Source organism: Blautia sp. MCC269 (assembly GCF_018785655.1).
Taxonomy (GTDB): Bacteria; Bacillota; Clostridia; order Lachnospirales; family Lachnospiraceae; genus Blautia_A.
The window spans coordinates 24,200-42,616 of the sequence record NZ_WQQE01000010.1 but is presented as its reverse complement, the minus strand read 5'-3'; the positions used below and the strand labels follow the sequence as shown (position 1 = coordinate 42,616).

The following is an 18,417-nucleotide window of genomic DNA, read 5'->3' as shown; positions in this document are numbered from 1 at the left end:
AAAACATCACAATGGAAAAATCAACAGTTTATTTTACAGATTTTCGTTGTCCTGTGGGAACCAGCCAGCTTGATAAGCTGAAAAAACTCTGTGTTGCTGCCGGAATCAGAGACATTGACATGGACGGAAAATTTGTAGCCATTAAGATGCATTTCGGTGAGCTGGGAAACCTGGCATTTCTTCGCCCGAACTATGCAAAAGCTGTGGCAGATCTCTGCAAAGAACAGGGCGGGCTGCTATTTCTGACAGACTGCAACACTCTTTACCCGGGAAGCAGAAAGAATGCTTTGGAGCATCTGGACTGTGCAAACCTCAATGGTTTTAATACCATTACTACAGGCTGCCAGATTATTATTGGAGATGGACTTCGAGGAACAGATGAGATAGAGGTTCCGGTAGTAAACGGAGAATACTGCAAAACTGCGCTGATCGGACATGCGATCATGGATGCGGATATTTTTATCAGTCTCAGTCACTTTAAAGGGCATGAGTCAACAGGATTCGGCGGTGCTCTGAAGAATATCGGTATGGGCTGCGGAAGCCGTGCAGGAAAGATGCAGCAGCATGCCAGCGGTAAACCTGCCATCAACGAAGAAGTCTGTCGTGGATGCAAACGCTGCGCGAAAGAATGTGGAAGTGATGCCATTACTTATGTAAACAAAAAAGCAGTTATTGATTATAATAAATGCAAGGGCTGTGGCCGCTGTATCGGAGCCTGCAGTTTTGATGCTGTTTACAATCCGAATAGCAGTGCTAATGAAATGCTTGACCGCAAGATGGCTGAGTATGCACAGGCTGTCTGTCATGGACGTCCACATTTTCATATTGCACTGGTACAGGATATCAGCCCGAACTGCGACTGCCACGGTGAGAACGATGCGCCGATCCTTCCGGATATCGGAATGTTCGCAAGCTTTGACCCGGTAGCTCTGGATCAGGCATGTGCAGATGCCTGTCTCAAGGCAACGCCGATCGAAAACAGCCAGCTTGGAGAGCATCTGGCAGAGCCAGAATGGCACTGTCATCACGACCATTTCAAAGACTCCAACCCGAATGTAGAATGGAAAGCAACTCTGGACCAGGCAGAAAAGATCGGCCTGGGAACAAGAGAGTATGAGCTGAAAAAGATTAAATGATAAATTTTCTTGGCGGTTGATATACTTACAAGGGGGAAAAGATGTTTACATTATTTAACACCGAAAGTCTCTGGATAGGCACAGATCTGAAAAAATTCAATGAAATTCGGGACATTCTGGACAGGGAAGGAATTTGCTATAAGTATAAAGTAAGCGATCAGTTAGGCCTGTGGATGGGAAAGGGTACTGTTCGTGGAAACTTTGGAAGCATCGGCAATTCACCAGATCAGTTCAAGCAGTACGAAATTCTGGTAGAAAAGAAACAACTGGAAAATGCCAGAATGGTGATACGGAAATAATTATATTTTATACAGAAAACAGGAGCAGACATTGGAAGACATGTAACTGCTCCTGTTTTGTGTTGAAAAAGTATATCCGGAAACCATTCAGAAATGGCTGGAGAAGAAATAAATTTACGGAAATGCTATAGCAGCTATTGAAATTCATAGTAACTTGTATCCCGTACCTATCTTTTATATAATATTTCCAATAATAAAAAAGGAGATATTATTATGGAAGGGGAAGAACTGAAAGACAAGATACGGGAGAAGGCGTTTGACCTTGGAATCAATCTGGTGAGATCCTGCTCTGTGACGAAATGGTAGGAAATTCCGATCCAGGAGCCGGAATTCTGGCCGCAGAATATCTGGCCCTGGGTAAAAAATGTGATCGTGCTTGGAATTCCGTTATATTCACCCATGATGAGTACCACGCCATCCATGGTCTATCAGGAGCTTTACGATACCAGCAACCGGGTGTTGGATGATATGGCATATCGTCTGACGAATTATATTGTGAACAGGCTGGGATATAAGGCCATCTTTTTTCCAAGGGACTGTTATTATAACATTGATGTGCTGGTAGATAATCCTAATGCAGCATTTTCTCATGTGATGGCAGGATATTATGCAGGAATGGGAACTATCGGTGACAGCCATAATCTGATCGCAAAGGAATTTGGCCCGAGACTGCGTATCGTCTCCATTCTTACAGATGCCCCGCTCCCTGCAGATCCCATGCTAGAAAAAGATCTCTGCATTCACTGCAGGAAATGCCTGAAAAATTGTCCATCCCATTGTTTCAAGGAAAGTGAAAGCGGTGTATATGATATGGATAAAGTTGCCTGCACAAAATACCATGTAAAGATCCGTGATGAACACCACTGGCCCTGTGGTGTCTGCGCCAATGTCTGTCCCGTTGGCGAGGACAGAAAAATGTACCGTGGAACAAAGGTGATCACAGACGAGGGAATCCGCCATTGCCAGTCCTTTGGGTCATGACATGAGAATATGATAAGAAAAAAGACATTGTTACCTGAGATAGATACGTATCTGCCAGGGGGCAATGTCTTTTTTATGGAAACTTCCACAAAATGCCTTGAATTGTGGGAAACAGGATGATATGATATCACCAAAGCATATTTTCTATTAATTTCAAGGCATTCTGCCGTCTTATAATCTAAATTACATTTCAGAAATTCATGCTTTTAATTCCCTAAAAATTATGAAAGCAGGAGTTCTGGATAAAATTAAAGTACAAATTGTTCTTTCACTCCTGCAAAACAGGAGGTGCTGCCTATGGCAAAAAGAAAGAATCGTAAAGTTACAGCAGAAAAGAGTCAGAATGCCGGAAAACATCTGAAGGCAAACAGAAAATATAAGGATACAGTATTTCGGATGTTGTTTTCTGACAGAAAAAATTTACTGTCACTTTATAATGCGGTTAACGGGACGACATATGATAATCCGTCGATGCTTGAGATTGTTACTTTGGAGAATGCTGTTTATATAGGAATGAAGAATGATCTGTCATTTATTGTGAATACGAATTTATTTCTGTATGAACATCAGTCTACATATAACCCCAATATGCCATTAAGAGACTTGTTGTATATTGCTGCAGAGTATCAAAAACTTGTGGACAATAAATCTTTGTATTCGCCGATATTACAAAAAATTCCGGAACCGAATTTTATTGTATTTTACAACGGAACTGAGAAAAAAGAAGAAAGTTGGGTAACCTATCTTTCTGAGGCGTATGAGGATTTCAGCGGAGAGGCAAATCTGGAACTTAAAGTACTTATTCTGAATGTTAATGAAGGGCATAACAGAAAACTGATGGAAGAATGTCATATATTGAGAGAATATGCACAATATGTTGCAAAAGTAAGAAAGTACACAAAAGAAATGAACCTGGATGGAGCTGTTGAGCTGGCTGTGGATGAATGCATCCAGGAGGGAATTCTTGTGGAATTTCTCCGAAAGAATAAGAGTGAGGTGGTAGCGATGAGTATATTTGAGTATAACCAAGAAGAGGAAGAAAGAAAATGGAAGGAATCCGTATATGAAGCCGCAAGAGCGGAAGGAAGAGCGGAAGGAAGAGCGGAAGGAAAAGCAGAAGGAAAAGCAGAAGGAAAAGCAGAAGGAAAAGCAGAAGGAAAAGCAGAAGGAAAATTACAGGCAAAAAAAGAAATTGTACAGTCTCTGGCAGAAAGAGGCATGAATTTGGGAGATATCGCAGAAATAATAAAAGTATCACAGAAAACGATTCAGGAATGGCTAGATCAGAAATAAAGCATAAAGAGAGAAGCATATTGCTTTTTTTGAAATTTTATTGAAAATATTTCTCCATAATGTTATCATTGGACACGAAAAACACAGAAAAAACGAGAAAACATAAGGCTGTTATGCAGGTATCTGCAATATGGTCTGAAGCAGCCGGTGAGAGTGTCAGAAAACAAAAGCAATGGGTGGCAGAATGTTTGATGACCAGGGCTATACAGGAGGAGAAAAACAATGAAATTAACCATGCTTGGAACAGGTAACGCACTGGTAACAGAATGCTACAATACATGTTTCGTGCTCAGCGATGAGTACGGCCATTTTCTGGTTGACGGAGGCGGCGGAAATACTGTACTTTCCCAGCTGAAGAAGGCAGGTATTGACCTGATGGATGTCCATGAGATCTTTGTTACACATAAGCACGTAGACCATATCATGGGAATCGTCTGGGTGATCCGCATCATCTGCCAGAATATGAAAAAAGGTACTTACCAGGGCGAGGCGAATATCTATGCCCATGATGAGGTGATCGGACTTCTGAAAGACATGGCCTTTAAGCTTCTGAATAAAAAGGAGACACAGTACATTGGTGACAGACTTCACCTGATCGAAGTAAAAGACGGTGAGGAGAGAACGATCCTCAATAAGAAAGTGAGCTTCTTTGACATCGGTTCCACCAAGGCAAAACAGTTCGGATTCCAGATGATCTACGACGGTGGAAAGGTACTTACCTGCTGTGGCGATGAGCCATACAACGAGTGCGAGGAGAAATACGCCAAAGGCAGTGACTGGATGTTCCACGAAGCATTCTGCCTGTACGGACAGCGTGATATCTTCAATCCTTATGAGAAACATCACTCCACAGTCAAGGATGCCAGCGAGCTTGCTGAAAATCTTGGCGTGAAAAACCTTGTACTGTATCATACAGAGGATAAGAACATTAGGAAACGTAAAGAACTCTACGGCGCAGAAGGCAGAGAGTATTATCACGGAAATCTGTTTATTCCGGATGATCTTGATGTGATTGAAATGTGATAATTGTAAAAAAGGAAGGATCGGAAGCGTGGCATATGCTGCGTTTCCGGTCCTATTTTATATCATGGAAAATTATTTCGTAATGCTCCAATGACATAAAAGAGTCCTCCAGGAAGAAGTCTTTCCTGTTCTGTAAAAATTTTGTGGAAGATAATTTTACGAAAAGCTTATGAGCCGGATAGATCGTCCGGATATACTTACAAATTTCATAGTGTATCCATCAGAAAGAAAATGCTTGTAGGACAAAAAGGTATCGTTTACAATAATACACAAATAATATTTTACAAATTACGAGGTGACAGAACATATGCCAGTAACAGACAACATCACACTTGAAGAAAAATACAGAAAACTCCAGGAAATCCTCCGCTCTCTGGGAAGCGTAGCCGTAGCATTTTCCGGCGGCGTAGATTCTACCTTTCTTCTGAAAGCTGCCCAGGAAACACTTGGCGACAAGGCCATGGCCATTACCGCATGTCCCTGCTCCTTTACTGACAGAGAGCTGAAAGAAACAGAGGATTTTTGCCAGGAAAATCATATCCGACAGGAGATCTGTAAGATCAACGAATTCGACATTCCAGGCTTCCGCCAGAACCCGCCGGACCGTTGCTACATCTGCAAAAAAGCCATCTTCACCAAACTCTGGGAAGCAGCAAAATTCCACCATATGAACATGATCGTGGAAGGCTCCAATATGGATGACCTGGGAGATTACCGTCCTGGAAAAAGAGCCATTCAGGAGCTTGGGGTCCGAAGTCCTCTCCAGGAGGCCGGCCTCTATAAAGAAGAGATTCGCAAGCTGTCAAAGGGCATGAACCTTCCAACCTGGAACAAGCCATCCTTTGCCTGCCTTGCTTCCAGATTTGTATACGGTGAGACCATCACCGAGGAAAAACTTCACATGGTAGACCAGGCCGAGCAGTTTCTCATGGATCTGGGATTCCATCAGTTCCGTGTCCGTATCCACGGTACCATGGCAAGGATCGAGGTTCCGGAAGAAGATATCCTGAAAATTGCAGATAATGAAACAAGAACAAAGATCACAGAGAAATTCCGCACATTGGGATTTTCTTACGTGACTCTGGATCTTCAGGGCTTCCGTTCCGGAAGTATGAATGAAACACTGGGAAAATAAGTATCAGAAAATAAAATAATCCCCCGGAAATACCGCGCGAGAAGTATTTCGGGGGGATTGCTGCACGAATAGAACCGGAGGCTCCGTTACTGTGTTCAAATCTTAATTTTCGGATTGAGAATATTTGTCTGGCAGGCTGTATATCTTACATATAATCCTTCAGCACATTATGATCCCGGAGCACCTTTTCAACCACAGTACCCTTTACAACATTGAGAAGTGGTTTTTTCAGTGCATTCAGAGGTCCTGGCAGCTGGATCTCAAGAGGAGATTTTCCATCCATCAGCTTCACGCTGCTGTCAAGAAGCTCACGGATATCATAAACGCTTCCCCATACTTCCGGAACACCACGGTCTACACCAAAAAGTCCATATACAGCTTCCATTGCGGTACGTACGGAATACTCTGTTGTGAATATGGTATCACGTGGAGTCTCTGCAAACTGACCCAGGAATGCGAAGTTTACGCATCCATCCGGGATAACATCCGGGCGGTCACCTTTGGCGCGGGGCATAAAGAATGCAGTGATATACGGCATCATAGTCGGAACGCAGACAGCACTGTTTTCAGCCATGTCGTCGATCTGATCTACCGGAACACCCAGGTGGTACAGCCACTCAGCGGTAATTTCCTTACCGGTACATTCTTTCATCGGTTTTTTGATATAGTCACCAGGAACATCGGTGAACAGTCCGTATACCCATACGCAGACTTTCTTCGGATCCTGCTCCTTGAACTGTCCCTGACGGTTGATGGTCCAGCTTAAGAGCCATTTGGAATCCTGGCAGCTTACGATACCGCCGGTAACAACCTTGCCAGAACGCGGGTCACGCTGGCAGATATTGGTGATATACGGGATGATGCGGTCATCCAGAGTCGTGATGGTAGCAGATTCCCAGTTTGTTTTGGAAATATCAGAGCAGAATTTTTCCGGATGTCCGAAGGACGGATCCTGGGCTGCGATATTTTTCCACAGGGACCATACGCCGCTGGTGCGGACTTCTGCGTCACCGTTTGGAGCATGATTCTGGTCGCCATAGATGGTGCCTTCTGTACAGCTTCCGTTTGTGACAAAAACATAATCATTTTCAGTAAGAAGAATGCCCTGTTCCACACCTTTTACCTTACATTCAATGGCGGAGGCGATCTTTTTGCCATCCTTGAAATCAAAGATCACGTTTGTGACCTCGGTATTAAACTGGAAGTCAACACCTGCATCCTCCAGATATTTTTTCATAGGAAGGATCAGGGATTCATACTGATTGTACTTGGTGAACTTCAGGGCACTGAAATCCGGAAGTCCTGCAATGTGATGGATGAAACGCTGGAAGTAAAGCTTCATCTCCAGAGCACTGTGCCAGTTCTCAAATGCGAACATGGTCCTCCAGTACAGCCAGAAAGTGGAATCAAACACTTCATCATCGAAAACATCCTCGATAGTTTTGTCGTAAAGATCCTCATCCTTTGTCATAAACAGCTTCATGATTTCCATGCAGCCCTTCTGGCTTAAGTTAAATTTTCCGTCGGTATGAGCGTCCTGCCCACGGTTAACGGTTGCACGGCACAGAGAATAATTGGGGTCATGTTTATTCAGCCAGTAAAATTCATCCAGAACAGAAGCGCCTGGTTTTTCGAGGGAAGGAATGCTGTGGAAAAGATCCCAGAGACATTCGAAATGATTTTCCATCTCACGGCCGCCACGCATGATATAACCTCTGGACGGATCAAAAATTCCATCGCAGGCACCGCCGGCAATGTCCATGGCTTCCAGGATGTGGATATGGTCCCCGGGCATCTGTGCATCTCTGACCAGGAAGCAGGCAGCTGCCAGGGAAGCAAGGCCGCTTCCTACGATGTAAGCATGCTTGTCATCCACACCCTCCGGCTTCTCCGGGCGGGCAAAGGCTTCGTAGTTGCCGTTGGAATAATAGATCCCCTTGCTGTTTTTGTCATATTTTCCACGTTCGGTATTGCGGTAGTTCTCGGTAGTTTTCTTTACATGGAAAGTTTCCTCTTCATTGATCTCTTTTGTTTTTTTCATCAGCATGGCTGCGCCGGCTCCGGCTGCCGCAAGTGCTGCAAGTCCCATGAATCCTTTTTTATCTGACATATGACATCCACCTTTCGTAAATGAGATACCTGTTTGTATCGGATTAACTGTTCTTTGTTGCTGTTGAGGCTATGATAGCCCATCCGGAAAAAAGATTCTATTTACAAAACACCGGAAATGTTCAGTTTTTTATCATTATGCCTGTTTTGATAAGTTTTTATTCTGTACGCACACCGGCAGTTTTGTTTTTTGCGGCAAAATTGTGGATGGCATTGTCGATACATCCATACAGTGCAGTTGCGGTGTCATCCACGATTCCGTGGTAATCTTCGCGCATGCCATTTTTGATCCAGTCCAGCATAATGCCTACAAAGCTGTATTTATAGAGATCTGCGATAAAAATTTTCTGCTCTTCTGTAATGAGGATGTCTTTTGATTTCTCAGTTACCACACCCATCAGCAGATCACAGGTGAGCGCAAACAGATAATTCTCGATCTGTTCCCGTCCAACGCTGCGGTATACATTTAAGATGAACGGTTTGTTTTCCATTACGGCATCAAAGATCTGAAGAAGTCCCTCATGCCAGGTAGAAGAAGTTTTTTTGCCCTGGAGGGCGATCCTGGCATCCTCCAGACAACTCCACTCCACAAGATCGTAGATATCTTTGAAATGATAGTAAAAAGTCATGCGGCTGATCCCGCAGTCTGTAGTCAGGTCGTTGATGGTGATCTTATCTAAAGGCTTCTTAAGAAGCAGACGTTTCAGGGATTCTTCCAGAGCAAGTTTGGTTGCGTTTGTCATAATTGCTGGCCTCCTTTGGCAAGTTTATGGTTATTAATATAACATGAAAATGCACAGAAATTCTATGGATGGCGGTGACTTTTCTGTGAAAAGATGATAAACTATATGAAAAATTTATAATGTTGCAAAAATATTATCATAAACCGGCATTACAGATGGAGAAGAGTATGACATGAAGAGGAAACCAGTATATATCCTGTGTATATTTGCAGCGATCGCAGTTCTGATCTATATGACAGGAGAATCCTATTACAGCGGCATTACAAAAAAAGCAGGTCTTGAGAAAAAAGAAGAAAAAGTATATCAGTATCAGTATGACCTGATCGTGGACAGTCCGGATTCCCAGTTCTGGCAGGCTGTATATGCAAGTGCACGGAAAACTGCGGCACAGAACGACGTCCTTCTGGAAATCATGGGACCGGATCGGGGAACCTCCTATGACAAACTGGACTACATGAACATGAGTATTGCGGCCAAGGCAGACGGGATCATTTTGCAGTACAACGGGGAAGCCGGTCTGGAGAAAGCCATTGATACTGCAGTAGAAAATGGCATACCAGTGGTCACAGTCATGAGTGACGCGGTGCACAGCAGGCGGCAGAGTTTTGTGGGTGTCAGCGATTATCAGCTGGGCATGGCTTACGGGGAAATTGTTTCCAGTTATGTGGACGAAGATACGGAAAAGATCCTGATCCTTCAGAAAAGAGACATTGATGATATGAACGAAAGCCAGATCTATACCCAGATCAGCAATGCAGTCCAGGCAGCATCCGGAAAAAATGACATCCGGATCAAAGGAAGAAATCTTTTGTCTACAGGAACCTTTGAGACTGAGGAAGCAGTTACGGATATTTTTCAGCAGAAACGGAACATCCCGGATATTCTGGTCTGTATGGATGAGGAGACCACGGAATGTGCCAGACAGGCAGTGCTGGACTTCAACCTTGCAGGAAAAGTTAAGATCATCGGTTATTACACATCGGAGGATATCCTGGCAGCAGTGGAAAAAGGTGTCATTTCCGTGACCTGCGACGTGGATACCACACAGCTGGGACAGTACAGTGTGGAAGCGCTTACCAATTATATCAAAGATGGAAGAACGAATTCTTACTATAATGTAGACATTAATTTTCTTGACCGGGCAGCGGTGGAAAAAATGAGAAGGGAGGCAGACACAGATGAAAAAGCTTCGGTGGAGTGACCTTTCTCTTGTCAGCAAGATCGTGATCGAGGTAGGCGTCCTTGCGGCGCTGATGTTTACGATCAACATGCTGTTTTATGTCCGGATCAACAATTCCATGCAGGAGATGGATGATGTATACGCCAGCAATGCCCAGATCACAGAACTGGGGCAGGTTTTTGAGGATGTACAGGACAGCATGTATCAGTATCTGAAGGTAAAAAGTTCCCAGGCACTGATGGATTATTACCAGAACGAAGCCAAATACAGGCAGGAACTGGAAAAGCTCAATGATCAGAATATAGAGGATTCTGTAAAACTTCTGGAGAAAAAGATCCGGAAAATGTCCGAATCCTATCTGTCCTGCACAGCAGGAACCGTAGCTGCCAAGCGAGGCAGAAATGTGGAAAAGTACAAGCTGAAATACGACGAGAGCCTGGAACTTTACAGCTATATCCAAAGCTCCATGGATGAACTGAACAAGCAGCTTTTTAAAGAAAATTCCCAGACCTACGGGGCTCTCCGGGCAGTTATGAAATATCTGGAGATCAGCAATACGGTGATCATGCTTCTGGGGGTAGTCTGCGGAATGATCCTTCTGATCATGGCTACAAGAGGGATGTTCCGGCCGCTGACAAACATGGCGGAAACCGCACAGCTGGTAGGTCAGGGAAACTTTAATGTGAAGATGCCGCCAACCGATGCCAAAGATGAACTGGGGGTGGTGACAAGGGCTTTTAATACCATGGTGGAGAATCTCGGCCTTTACATCGCAAGGACAAAGGCAGGTATGGAAAAAGAGCAGCAGATGATGGAACGGGAACTTCTGATGGAGACACATCTGAAGGAAGCACAGCTGAAATATCTCCAGTCCCAGATCAACCCGCATTTTCTTTTTAATTCCCTGAATGCAGGAGCACAGCTCGCCATGATGGAGGATGCGGAAAAAACCAGTATTTTTGTGGAAAAGATGGCAGATTTTTTCCGTTATAATGTAAAGAAGGGTGAGGAAGATGCTACACTGGAGGAAGAGCTGGAAGCAGTAGACAATTATATTTACATACTGAATGTGCGTTTTGCAGGAGATATCCATTTTTCCAAAAAGGTGGAATGTGATGTGGAAAATGTGCGTGTTCCCAGCATGATCCTGCAGCCGGTTGTGGAAAACGCGGTCAATCATGGAATCCGCAATATTGACTGGGAAGGCCATATTGAACTGAGTGTGGAACGCTGGAAAGATCATATTGAGATCAGTGTCCGGGATAACGGACAGGGAATGACGAAAGAACAGATTGAGAAAGTTCTTTCCAAAAAGATCCACAACAGTTCCAGTGAGGGGGATTCCACGGGAATTGGTATGAATAACGTGATCAGCCGTCTGGAACTGTACTATGAACAGGACGGACTGATGGAAATTTACAGTGAAGGGGAAGGAATGGGAACAGAGGTTGTGATCAACATTCCTGTGGAGAGGAGCGAAAATAATGTACAGAATCCTGCTTGCTGATGATGAAGGGATCATGCTGGAATCCCTGAAAAGTATCATAAGTTCCAATTATGGAAATGAATGTGAGATCCATACTGCAAAAACCGGCCGTGCAGTTGTGGAAGAAGCGGAAAAATATCCGCCGGACATCTGTTTTATGGATATCCAGATGCCGGGGTTGAGCGGAATCCAGGCCATCCGGGAGATCCAGAAATTCAACAGATCTGTAGTGTTTGTGATCATCACTGCCTACGATAAATTCAATTATGCAAAAGAAGCCGTAAACCTGGGAGTTATGGAATTTCTGACCAAGCCGGTCAACAAAAAAGTAATCCTGGAAACCTGTTCAAAAGCCATGGATCAGGTGGATTCCACAAGACAGAAACGAAGCGATGATCTGAAGATCCGTGAAAAATTGGAAACCGTTGTGCCCATGATTGAAAGCGGATATATCAATAATATCCTTCTGCAGGATGATTTTCAGACATATCAGGATAATTACAAGGAACTTCTGGATATCCAGGAAGAATACGGATATATGATCGTGGCAGAATTCGGGGATTCCACAGAAAACGGAGTGCTTACCAATGCAGTGGGAGCCAGTGTAAAGGCCAATAAATTTTATTCTACATTCCGGGAGATCGCTCAGGGATTTTTTGAATGTCTGGTGGGCCCCATCATGGGAAACCGTATTGTGATCCTTGTTCCGTACCGAAATCCCAAGGAGTCTTATGAGGAGCGCGTGGAAGTGGTAACAAGGACCAGAAACATGGTACATAAGCTGGAAAGCAGGATCGACAGCAAATTCCGCTGTGGCATCGGCCGGGTGAAGGAACTGGGAAGCACCATGAAAGAATCTTTCAAGGAGGCGATGATCGCACTTCGGGAAAGTACCAGCCATGTGATCCATATCGAGGATGTTCCGGCAGCGCAGAAATACGACGGGGAGTATCCAAGAGACCTGGAGCGCCGCTATGAAAACCGAGTGATCGACAAGGATGTGGCAGGAGCCTTAAACTGCGCGGAAGAATTTTTCCGGTGGATGGAGAACCAGCCGGGAGTCAGTATGGAGGATATGCAGATCAAGGTGCTGGAACTTGTGATGGGAGTGGAAAAAAAGGCCTTTTTTGCCGGAACCGTGAAATATGCCATCAGCTACCGCAGAAATTATATTCATGAACTTCAGGCGTGTACAGATATGGAAGGCATGAAAAAATGGTTTTTGGACAAAACCTCGGAGATCTGCAGCAACATGGAAAGTGCAAGGGAAAAAGAGGCAGTATCCATCATCGAAAAAGCAAAGTCCTATATCCGGGACAATTACAAAAAAGATATCTCGCTGGATGAAGTATCGCGGGAAGTGGATATCAGTCCCTATTATTTCAGCAAGCTCTTCAAGCAGGAGACAGGAGGAAACTTTATTGAGTACCTTACAGAGATCCGGCTTCGGAATGCAAGGGAACTTCTCAAGGATTCCGGGCTTTCCATCAAGGAGATCTGCGCGGAATCCGGATACAGTGATCCAAATTATTTCAGCAGGATATTCAAAAAATATGAAGGTGTGACACCAAGTGAATTCAGGGAGAGGTTGAGGTAAGACATCATGAGCGGGGGAAAAATATTCAGGAAATTTTTGATTTTTTTATGTCTGGCAGCATTGATGCTGACTGGCTGCACTTCTGCAAAAACGGAGGAAGCGGCACAGCAGGAGACAGACGGAAAGGAAGAAAACGGAGAAAAGAAGATCCAGATCGGGCTTACCGTGGATTCTTTTGTTATTGAACGATGGATCCGCGACAGAGATGTATTTGTGGCAACAGCAAGGGATCTTGGGGCAGAGGTAAATGTACAGGATGCAGGAGCCGACGCCCAGGAGCAGATCAGTCAGATCGATTACTTTATCAAGAAACATATGGATGTGATTGTGATCATCGCAAGGGACTGCGGTGCGCTTTCGGAGGCTGTGGAACGTGCACACAGCTCGGGGATCCGGGTGATCTCCTATGACCGTATGGTGAATGACGCCAATACGGATATGTACATCTCCTTTGACAACCGTATGGTGGGAGAGATCATGGCACAGTCTATGGAGGAAGCCATTCCGGACGGCGGAAAGATCTTTATGATCCAGGGATCCGCCACAGATAACAATGTCGCAATGGTAAAAGAAGGGTTTGAGGATACACTACAAGGCAGCAATCTTCAGGTAGTATATGAAGCCAACTGTGAAGGATGGACAGCGGAACTGGCCGTGGATTATGTGGAAGAGGCGCTGGAGGAGTATCCGGATGTAAAAGGAATCATGTGCGGAAATGATGATATTGCCAGCCAGGTGATCCAGGTTCTTGCGGAGAACCAGCTTGCGGGGCAGGTGATCGTGGTAGGACAGGACGGAGATCTGGCAGCCTGTCAGCGTATTGTGGAGGGGACCCAGTATATGACCGCATTTAAGTCCATTGAGGATCTGGCCCGCCAGGCAGCGAGGTATGCAGTGAAGATGGCAGAAGAGGGAAAAGTTTCTTCTGATGTGACAGATACGGTAAATGATGGAAGCTATGATGTCCCGGCGAAGGTGCTGGAGCCGGTAGCAGTTACCAGGGATAATATTGATGAGGTGATCATAGACGGAGGGTTCCACAGAAGAGATGAGGTGTATCTCAATACGGATTATGATACAGAATAACAGGAATCCATATGTGCAATAACATACAATTATGACAAAAATCAATAGCAGATTTTTGGCGCAAAAATGTCTTGCTTCGTGCAAGGCATTTTTCTTTTGCAAAAAAATGTCTCTGTCATTGCCAACTATGTCCAGATTGTCCTGTGCTATAGTAACATCATCAAAGGAAACGTGATTCCAAAAACAAAAATGAAACGGAGGATTTTACAATGAAAAGAAAAATGGTATCTGCACTTCTTTGCGCGACAATGGTAGCTGGTATGGTGGTAGTTCCGGCAGCGACAGCACAGGCAGCAGACAAAAAAGTGATCGGTGTTACCATGCCGACCAAGGATCTCCAGAGATGGAACCAGGATGGCGAGAACATGAAGAAAGAGCTGGAGGCAGCAGGATATGAAGTAGACCTTCAGTATGCATCCAACGACGTAAGCACACAGGTTTCCCAGCTTGAGAACCAGGTAGCAAACGGATGCGACCTTCTGGTTGTGGCATCCATCGACGGAAGCAGCCTTGGCGAGCCGCTGAAACAGGCCAAAGAAAAAGGAATTCCGGTTATCTCCTATGACCGTCTTCTTATGAATTCCGATGCAGTTTCCTATTATGCAACATTCGATAACTACAAAGTAGGACAGAAACAGGGCGAGTACCTGGTAGATGCACTGGATCTTGATAATCAGGATGGACCGTTTAACATCGAGCTGTTCACCGGAGATCCTGGTGATAACAACTGTAACTTCTTCTTCGGTGGTGCGATGGATGTTCTCCAGAAATACATCGACGACGGCAAACTGGTAGTAAAATCCGGACAGACCGAGTTTGAGCAGGTTGCTACTGCAAACTGGGACAGTGCAAAAGCACAGGACAGAATGGACACCATCATCGCAGGTAACTACTCTGACGGAACAAACCTTGACGCAGTTCTCTGCTCCAATGATTCCACAGCACTTGGTGTTGAGAATGCACTGGCAGCTTCCTACACAGGAGAATATCCGATCATCACCGGTCAGGACTGTGATACACCGAACGTTAAGAACCTTGTAGCCGGAAAACAGGCAATGTCCGTATTCAAAGACACAAGAGCTCTTGCTTCCGCAGTAGTAAAAATGGTTGACTCCATCATGAAAGGTGAGGAGCCGGAAGTTAATGATACAGAGTCCTATGACAACGGAACAGGTGTCATCCCGACATACCTTTGCGACCCGGTTGTTGTTACAACAGATAACTACAAAGAGATCCTGATCGATTCCGGATACTACACAGAGGATCAGATCAAATAAGTGAATTTTTAAGGACAGAAATTTATCACATGCAGGCGGGGATCATAACCGCCTGCATGAACAGTGGAAAGGGAGGGAAATTGAGTTGGCTAAGATACTTCTGGAAATGAAAAATATCACCAAAACTTTCCCAGGTGTAAAGGCACTGGACAATGTTAATCTCCAGGTTGAGGAAGGCGAGATCCACGCACTGGTAGGTGAGAACGGTGCCGGTAAATCTACATTGATGAATGTATTAAGTGGTATTTATCCGTATGGCTCGTATGAAGGAAATATTATTTATGATGGTGAGATCTGTAAATTTAACACCATCAAAGACAGTGAACATAAAGGGATTGTAATCATCCACCAGGAACTGGCACTGATCCCGTATATGACGATCGGTGAAAACATGTACCTGGGTAATGAAAGAGGCAAAAGCTTTTCCATCAACTGGAATGAAACTTATGGGGAAGCAGATAAATATTTGAAAATAGTAGGACTGGAGGAGTCCTCCAGAACTTTGATCAAGGATATAGGTGTAGGTAAGCAGCAGCTGGTTGAGATCGCAAAGGCACTTGCAAAAAATGCAAAACTTCTTATTCTGGATGAGCCTACCGCATCACTGAACGAAGACGATTCCAAAGCTCTTCTGGATCTTCTTCTGAAATTTAAGAAACAGGGAATGACTTCGATCATCATTTCCCATAAATTAAATGAGATCTCTTACGTAGCAGACAAGATCACCGTTATCAGAGACGGTTCGACCATTGAGACGCTGGATAAAAAGAAAGATGATTTTTCTGAGCAGAGGATCATTCAGGGAATGGTCGGACGTGAGATGACAGACCGGTTCCCGAAACGTCCGGGTGTAAAGATCGGCGATGTTTCCATGGAGGTCAAAAACTGGAATGTTTATCATCCGCTGTATACAGAGCGCAAGGTGGTAAATAATGTATCTTTTAAAGTGCATAAAGGTGAGGTTGTCGGTATCTCAGGACTGATGGGAGCAGGCCGGACAGAGCTGGCCATGAGTATTTTCGGTAAGAGTTACGGAACAAAGATCTCCGGACAGGTATTTATGAATGGAAAAGAAGTGAAGCTCAATACTGTCAAGGAGGCCATTGACAATAAACTTGCCTATGTTACAGAAGACCGAAAAGGAAATGGACTGATCCTTTCCAAGTCTATCAAAATGAATACTTCTCTTGCAAATATGGCAGGGATCAGCAATGGAAAAGTGATTGATACGGACAAAGAATACGCAGTTGCTGAGGAATACCGGAAGAAACTGAAAACCAAATGTCCGACAGTTGAACAGAATGTTGGAAACTTAAGTGGTGGTAACCAGCAGAAAGTCCTTCTTGCAAAGTGGATGTTTGCGGAACCGGATATTCTGATCCTGGATGAACCTACAAGAGGTATCGACGTAGGTGCCAAATACGAAATTTACTGTATCATCAACGACCTGGTGGCAGCAGGTAAATCCGTGATCATGATCTCTTCTGAACTTCCGGAAGTGCTTGGAATGTCAGACAGAATCTATATCATGAACGAGGGCAGATTTGTCGGTGAGGTAAGTGGTGAGGAAGCTACTTCTGAACTGATCATGTCCAAGATCGTGAAGTCAGGTAAAGGAGAGTAAGAAGATGGAGAAAAAGATTAGTTTTTCAGAAATATTAAAGAAATATACCATGGTCATTGTGCTTGTTTTTGTAGTGATCATGTTTTCGGTGAACACGAAGGGTGTTATGCTTCTTCCACAGAATGTAAATAACCTGGTAGCACAGAATGCGTATGTATTTATTCTTGCAACTGGTATGTTGTTCTGTATCTTAACCGGTGGTAACATCGACCTTTCTGTTGGTTCAGTTGTATGTTTTGTTGCTGCTGTCGGTGGTAAGATGATGGTTCTCAACAGCATGAATCCGTATCTTACCATGATCGTGATGCTTCTGGTAGGTATTGCCATTGGTGCATGGCAGGGATTCTGGATCGCTTACGTCCGGATTCCTCCGTTTATCGTTACTTTGGCTGGTATGCTTGCTTTCCGTGGTCTTTCCAATGTTGTTCTGGAAGGTCAGACTCTTGCTCCGATGCCGGATGCTTATCTTGGTCTTTTTAATAACTATATTCCGGATTTCCTTGGCGGAGGTGAAGGTTTTAACAGAACCTGTTTTGTAGTTGGTATTATTGTCTGCATCGTTTATGTTGCGCTGGTTATGAAGAACCGTGCGGATCGTGCGAAGAAAGGTTACAGTGTTGAGGCTTTTGGTGGTACTGCGGTGAAGATGGTCCTGATCTGTGCAGTTGTTCTTGCTTTTATGTTCAGACTTGCTCAGTACAAAGGTATTCCGAATTCTCTTCTCTGGGTTGCAGTGATCATCGCGATCTATACATACATTGCTTCCAAGACTACAACCGGTCGTTATTTTTACGCAGTTGGTGGTAATGAGAAGGCTACGAAGCTTTCCGGTATTGATACGAACAAAGTTTATTTCCTTGCTTACCTGAACATGGGTCTTCTGGCAGCTATCGCAGGTATGGTGACAATGGCCAGACTGAATTCTTCCAACCCGCAGGCTGGTACAAACTTTGAGATGGATGCGATCGGTGCCTGCTTTATCGGTGGTGCTTCTGCTTATGGTGGTACCGGTACCGTTCCTGGCGTTATCATTGGTGCACTGCTGATGGGTGTTTTGAATCTTGGTATGAGTATCATGGGTATTGACCAGAATATCCAGAAGGTTGTCAAAGGTATGGTTCTTCTTGCAGCCGTTATCTTTGATGTTGTAAGTAAGAGAAAATCTTTTATCGTAAAATAATAATAGTCAGCGAATCAGGACAGCAGGTTTTCGGAGTGATCCGGAACCTGCTGTTTTTGGGTGTATATACTGTTGTTTTATGTAAGGTTATTTTGTTACTGTTCACTGGTCAATGTCATTTAGTTAATTTTCAAGGTTAGATCTTATACATGAGGTCTAACCTCTTTTTTAGTTTTTCCCTAAATAGGGGTTGACACTTCAACTCAAATGTGCGGCCGCTCTCACTACTGATTGGTTTTTAGAAGTAGTGAGAGCGGCCCTTGTAGTT

At 44.3% G+C, this 18,417-nt stretch carries 15 protein-coding genes; 13 read left to right on the top strand and 2 right to left on the bottom strand.

Annotated elements, in window-relative coordinates:
• Nucleotides 1-11 precede the first annotated feature (11 nt).
• The 6 genes from GPK88_RS03645 to larE all read left to right on the top strand — a co-directional run bounded on the left by GPK88_RS03645 (nt 12) and on the right by larE (nt 5,867).
• A complete protein-coding gene (locus GPK88_RS03645; protein WP_173772375.1) occupies nt 12-1,136 on the top strand; it encodes a DUF362 domain-containing protein in 1,125 nt (374 codons plus the stop codon).
• A gap of 41 nt (nt 1,137-1,177) precedes the next feature.
• Complete coding sequence (locus tag GPK88_RS03640) at nt 1,178-1,435, top strand: hypothetical protein (RefSeq protein WP_021976655.1); 258 nt, start codon at nt 1,178-1,180, stop codon at nt 1,433-1,435.
• Nucleotides 1,436-1,801: 366 nt separating this feature from the next.
• Complete coding sequence (locus GPK88_RS03635) at nt 1,802-2,416, top strand: 4Fe-4S dicluster domain-containing protein (protein WP_173772377.1); 615 nt, start codon at nt 1,802-1,804, stop codon at nt 2,414-2,416.
• A 297-nt stretch (nt 2,417-2,713) separates the two neighbouring features.
• Nucleotides 2,714-3,709, top strand: a complete 996-nt coding sequence (locus GPK88_RS03630; RefSeq protein WP_215707537.1) for an RpnC/YadD family protein — start codon at nt 2,714-2,716, stop codon at nt 3,707-3,709.
• A 222-nt stretch (nt 3,710-3,931) separates the two neighbouring features.
• Nucleotides 3,932-4,732 (top strand): MBL fold metallo-hydrolase, encoded by an 801-nt coding sequence (locus GPK88_RS03625; RefSeq protein ID WP_173772379.1) that lies wholly within the window; start codon nt 3,932-3,934, stop codon nt 4,730-4,732.
• Nucleotides 4,733-5,039: 307 nt separating this feature from the next.
• The gene (larE, locus tag GPK88_RS03620) at nt 5,040-5,867 is read left to right on the top strand and encodes an ATP-dependent sacrificial sulfur transferase LarE (RefSeq protein WP_173772386.1); all 828 of its coding nucleotides are present in this window, start codon (nt 5,040-5,042) and stop codon (nt 5,865-5,867) included.
• Nucleotides 5,868-6,012: 145 nt separating this feature from the next.
• Here larE and GPK88_RS03615 read toward each other — a convergent pair whose 3' ends face one another.
• Nucleotides 6,013-7,977, bottom strand: a complete 1,965-nt coding sequence (locus GPK88_RS03615) for an oleate hydratase (protein WP_118062734.1) — start codon at nt 7,975-7,977, stop codon at nt 6,013-6,015.
• 157 nt (nt 7,978-8,134) lie between these two features.
• Complete coding sequence (locus GPK88_RS03610; RefSeq protein ID WP_021976662.1) at nt 8,135-8,719, bottom strand: TetR/AcrR family transcriptional regulator; 585 nt, start codon at nt 8,717-8,719, stop codon at nt 8,135-8,137.
• Between the two features lie 172 nt (nt 8,720-8,891).
• Here GPK88_RS03610 and GPK88_RS03605 point away from each other — a divergent pair, with 172 nt between their 5' ends.
• From GPK88_RS03605 to mmsB, 7 genes are all read left to right on the top strand, one after another.
• Nucleotides 8,892-9,920 carry a sugar ABC transporter substrate-binding protein gene (locus tag GPK88_RS03605; protein WP_118062733.1) on the top strand — a complete coding sequence of 343 codons (1,029 nt, stop codon included), beginning with the start codon at nt 8,892-8,894 and terminating at the stop codon, nt 9,918-9,920.
• Entirely contained in the window at nt 9,898-11,406 is a 1,509-nt protein-coding gene (locus GPK88_RS03600) for a sensor histidine kinase (protein WP_021976664.1), read from the top strand. The genes GPK88_RS03605 and GPK88_RS03600 overlap by 23 nt, the downstream gene beginning before the upstream one ends.
• A complete protein-coding gene (locus GPK88_RS03595; protein ID WP_118062732.1) occupies nt 11,384-12,982 on the top strand; it encodes a response regulator transcription factor in 1,599 nt (532 codons plus the stop codon). Before GPK88_RS03600 ends, GPK88_RS03595 begins: the two co-directional genes overlap by 23 nt.
• A gap of 6 nt (nt 12,983-12,988) precedes the next feature.
• Nucleotides 12,989-14,068, top strand: a complete 1,080-nt coding sequence (locus tag GPK88_RS03590) for a sugar ABC transporter substrate-binding protein (protein WP_118070680.1) — start codon at nt 12,989-12,991, stop codon at nt 14,066-14,068.
• A 248-nt stretch (nt 14,069-14,316) separates the two neighbouring features.
• Nucleotides 14,317-15,345: a multiple monosaccharide ABC transporter substrate-binding protein gene (chvE, locus tag GPK88_RS03585; protein ID WP_242996933.1), complete on the top strand. Its 1,029-nt coding sequence runs from the start codon at nt 14,317-14,319 to the stop codon at nt 15,343-15,345.
• An 85-nt stretch (nt 15,346-15,430) separates the two neighbouring features.
• Nucleotides 15,431-16,969, top strand: coding sequence for a multiple monosaccharide ABC transporter ATP-binding protein (gene mmsA / locus GPK88_RS03580; RefSeq protein WP_173762987.1), 1,539 nt, complete (start codon nt 15,431-15,433; stop codon nt 16,967-16,969).
• Nucleotides 16,970-16,973: 4 nt separating this feature from the next.
• Entirely contained in the window at nt 16,974-18,149 is a 1,176-nt protein-coding gene (mmsB, locus tag GPK88_RS03575) for a multiple monosaccharide ABC transporter permease (RefSeq protein ID WP_118062728.1), read from the top strand.
• The last annotated feature ends 268 nt before the right edge of the window (nt 18,150-18,417 follow it).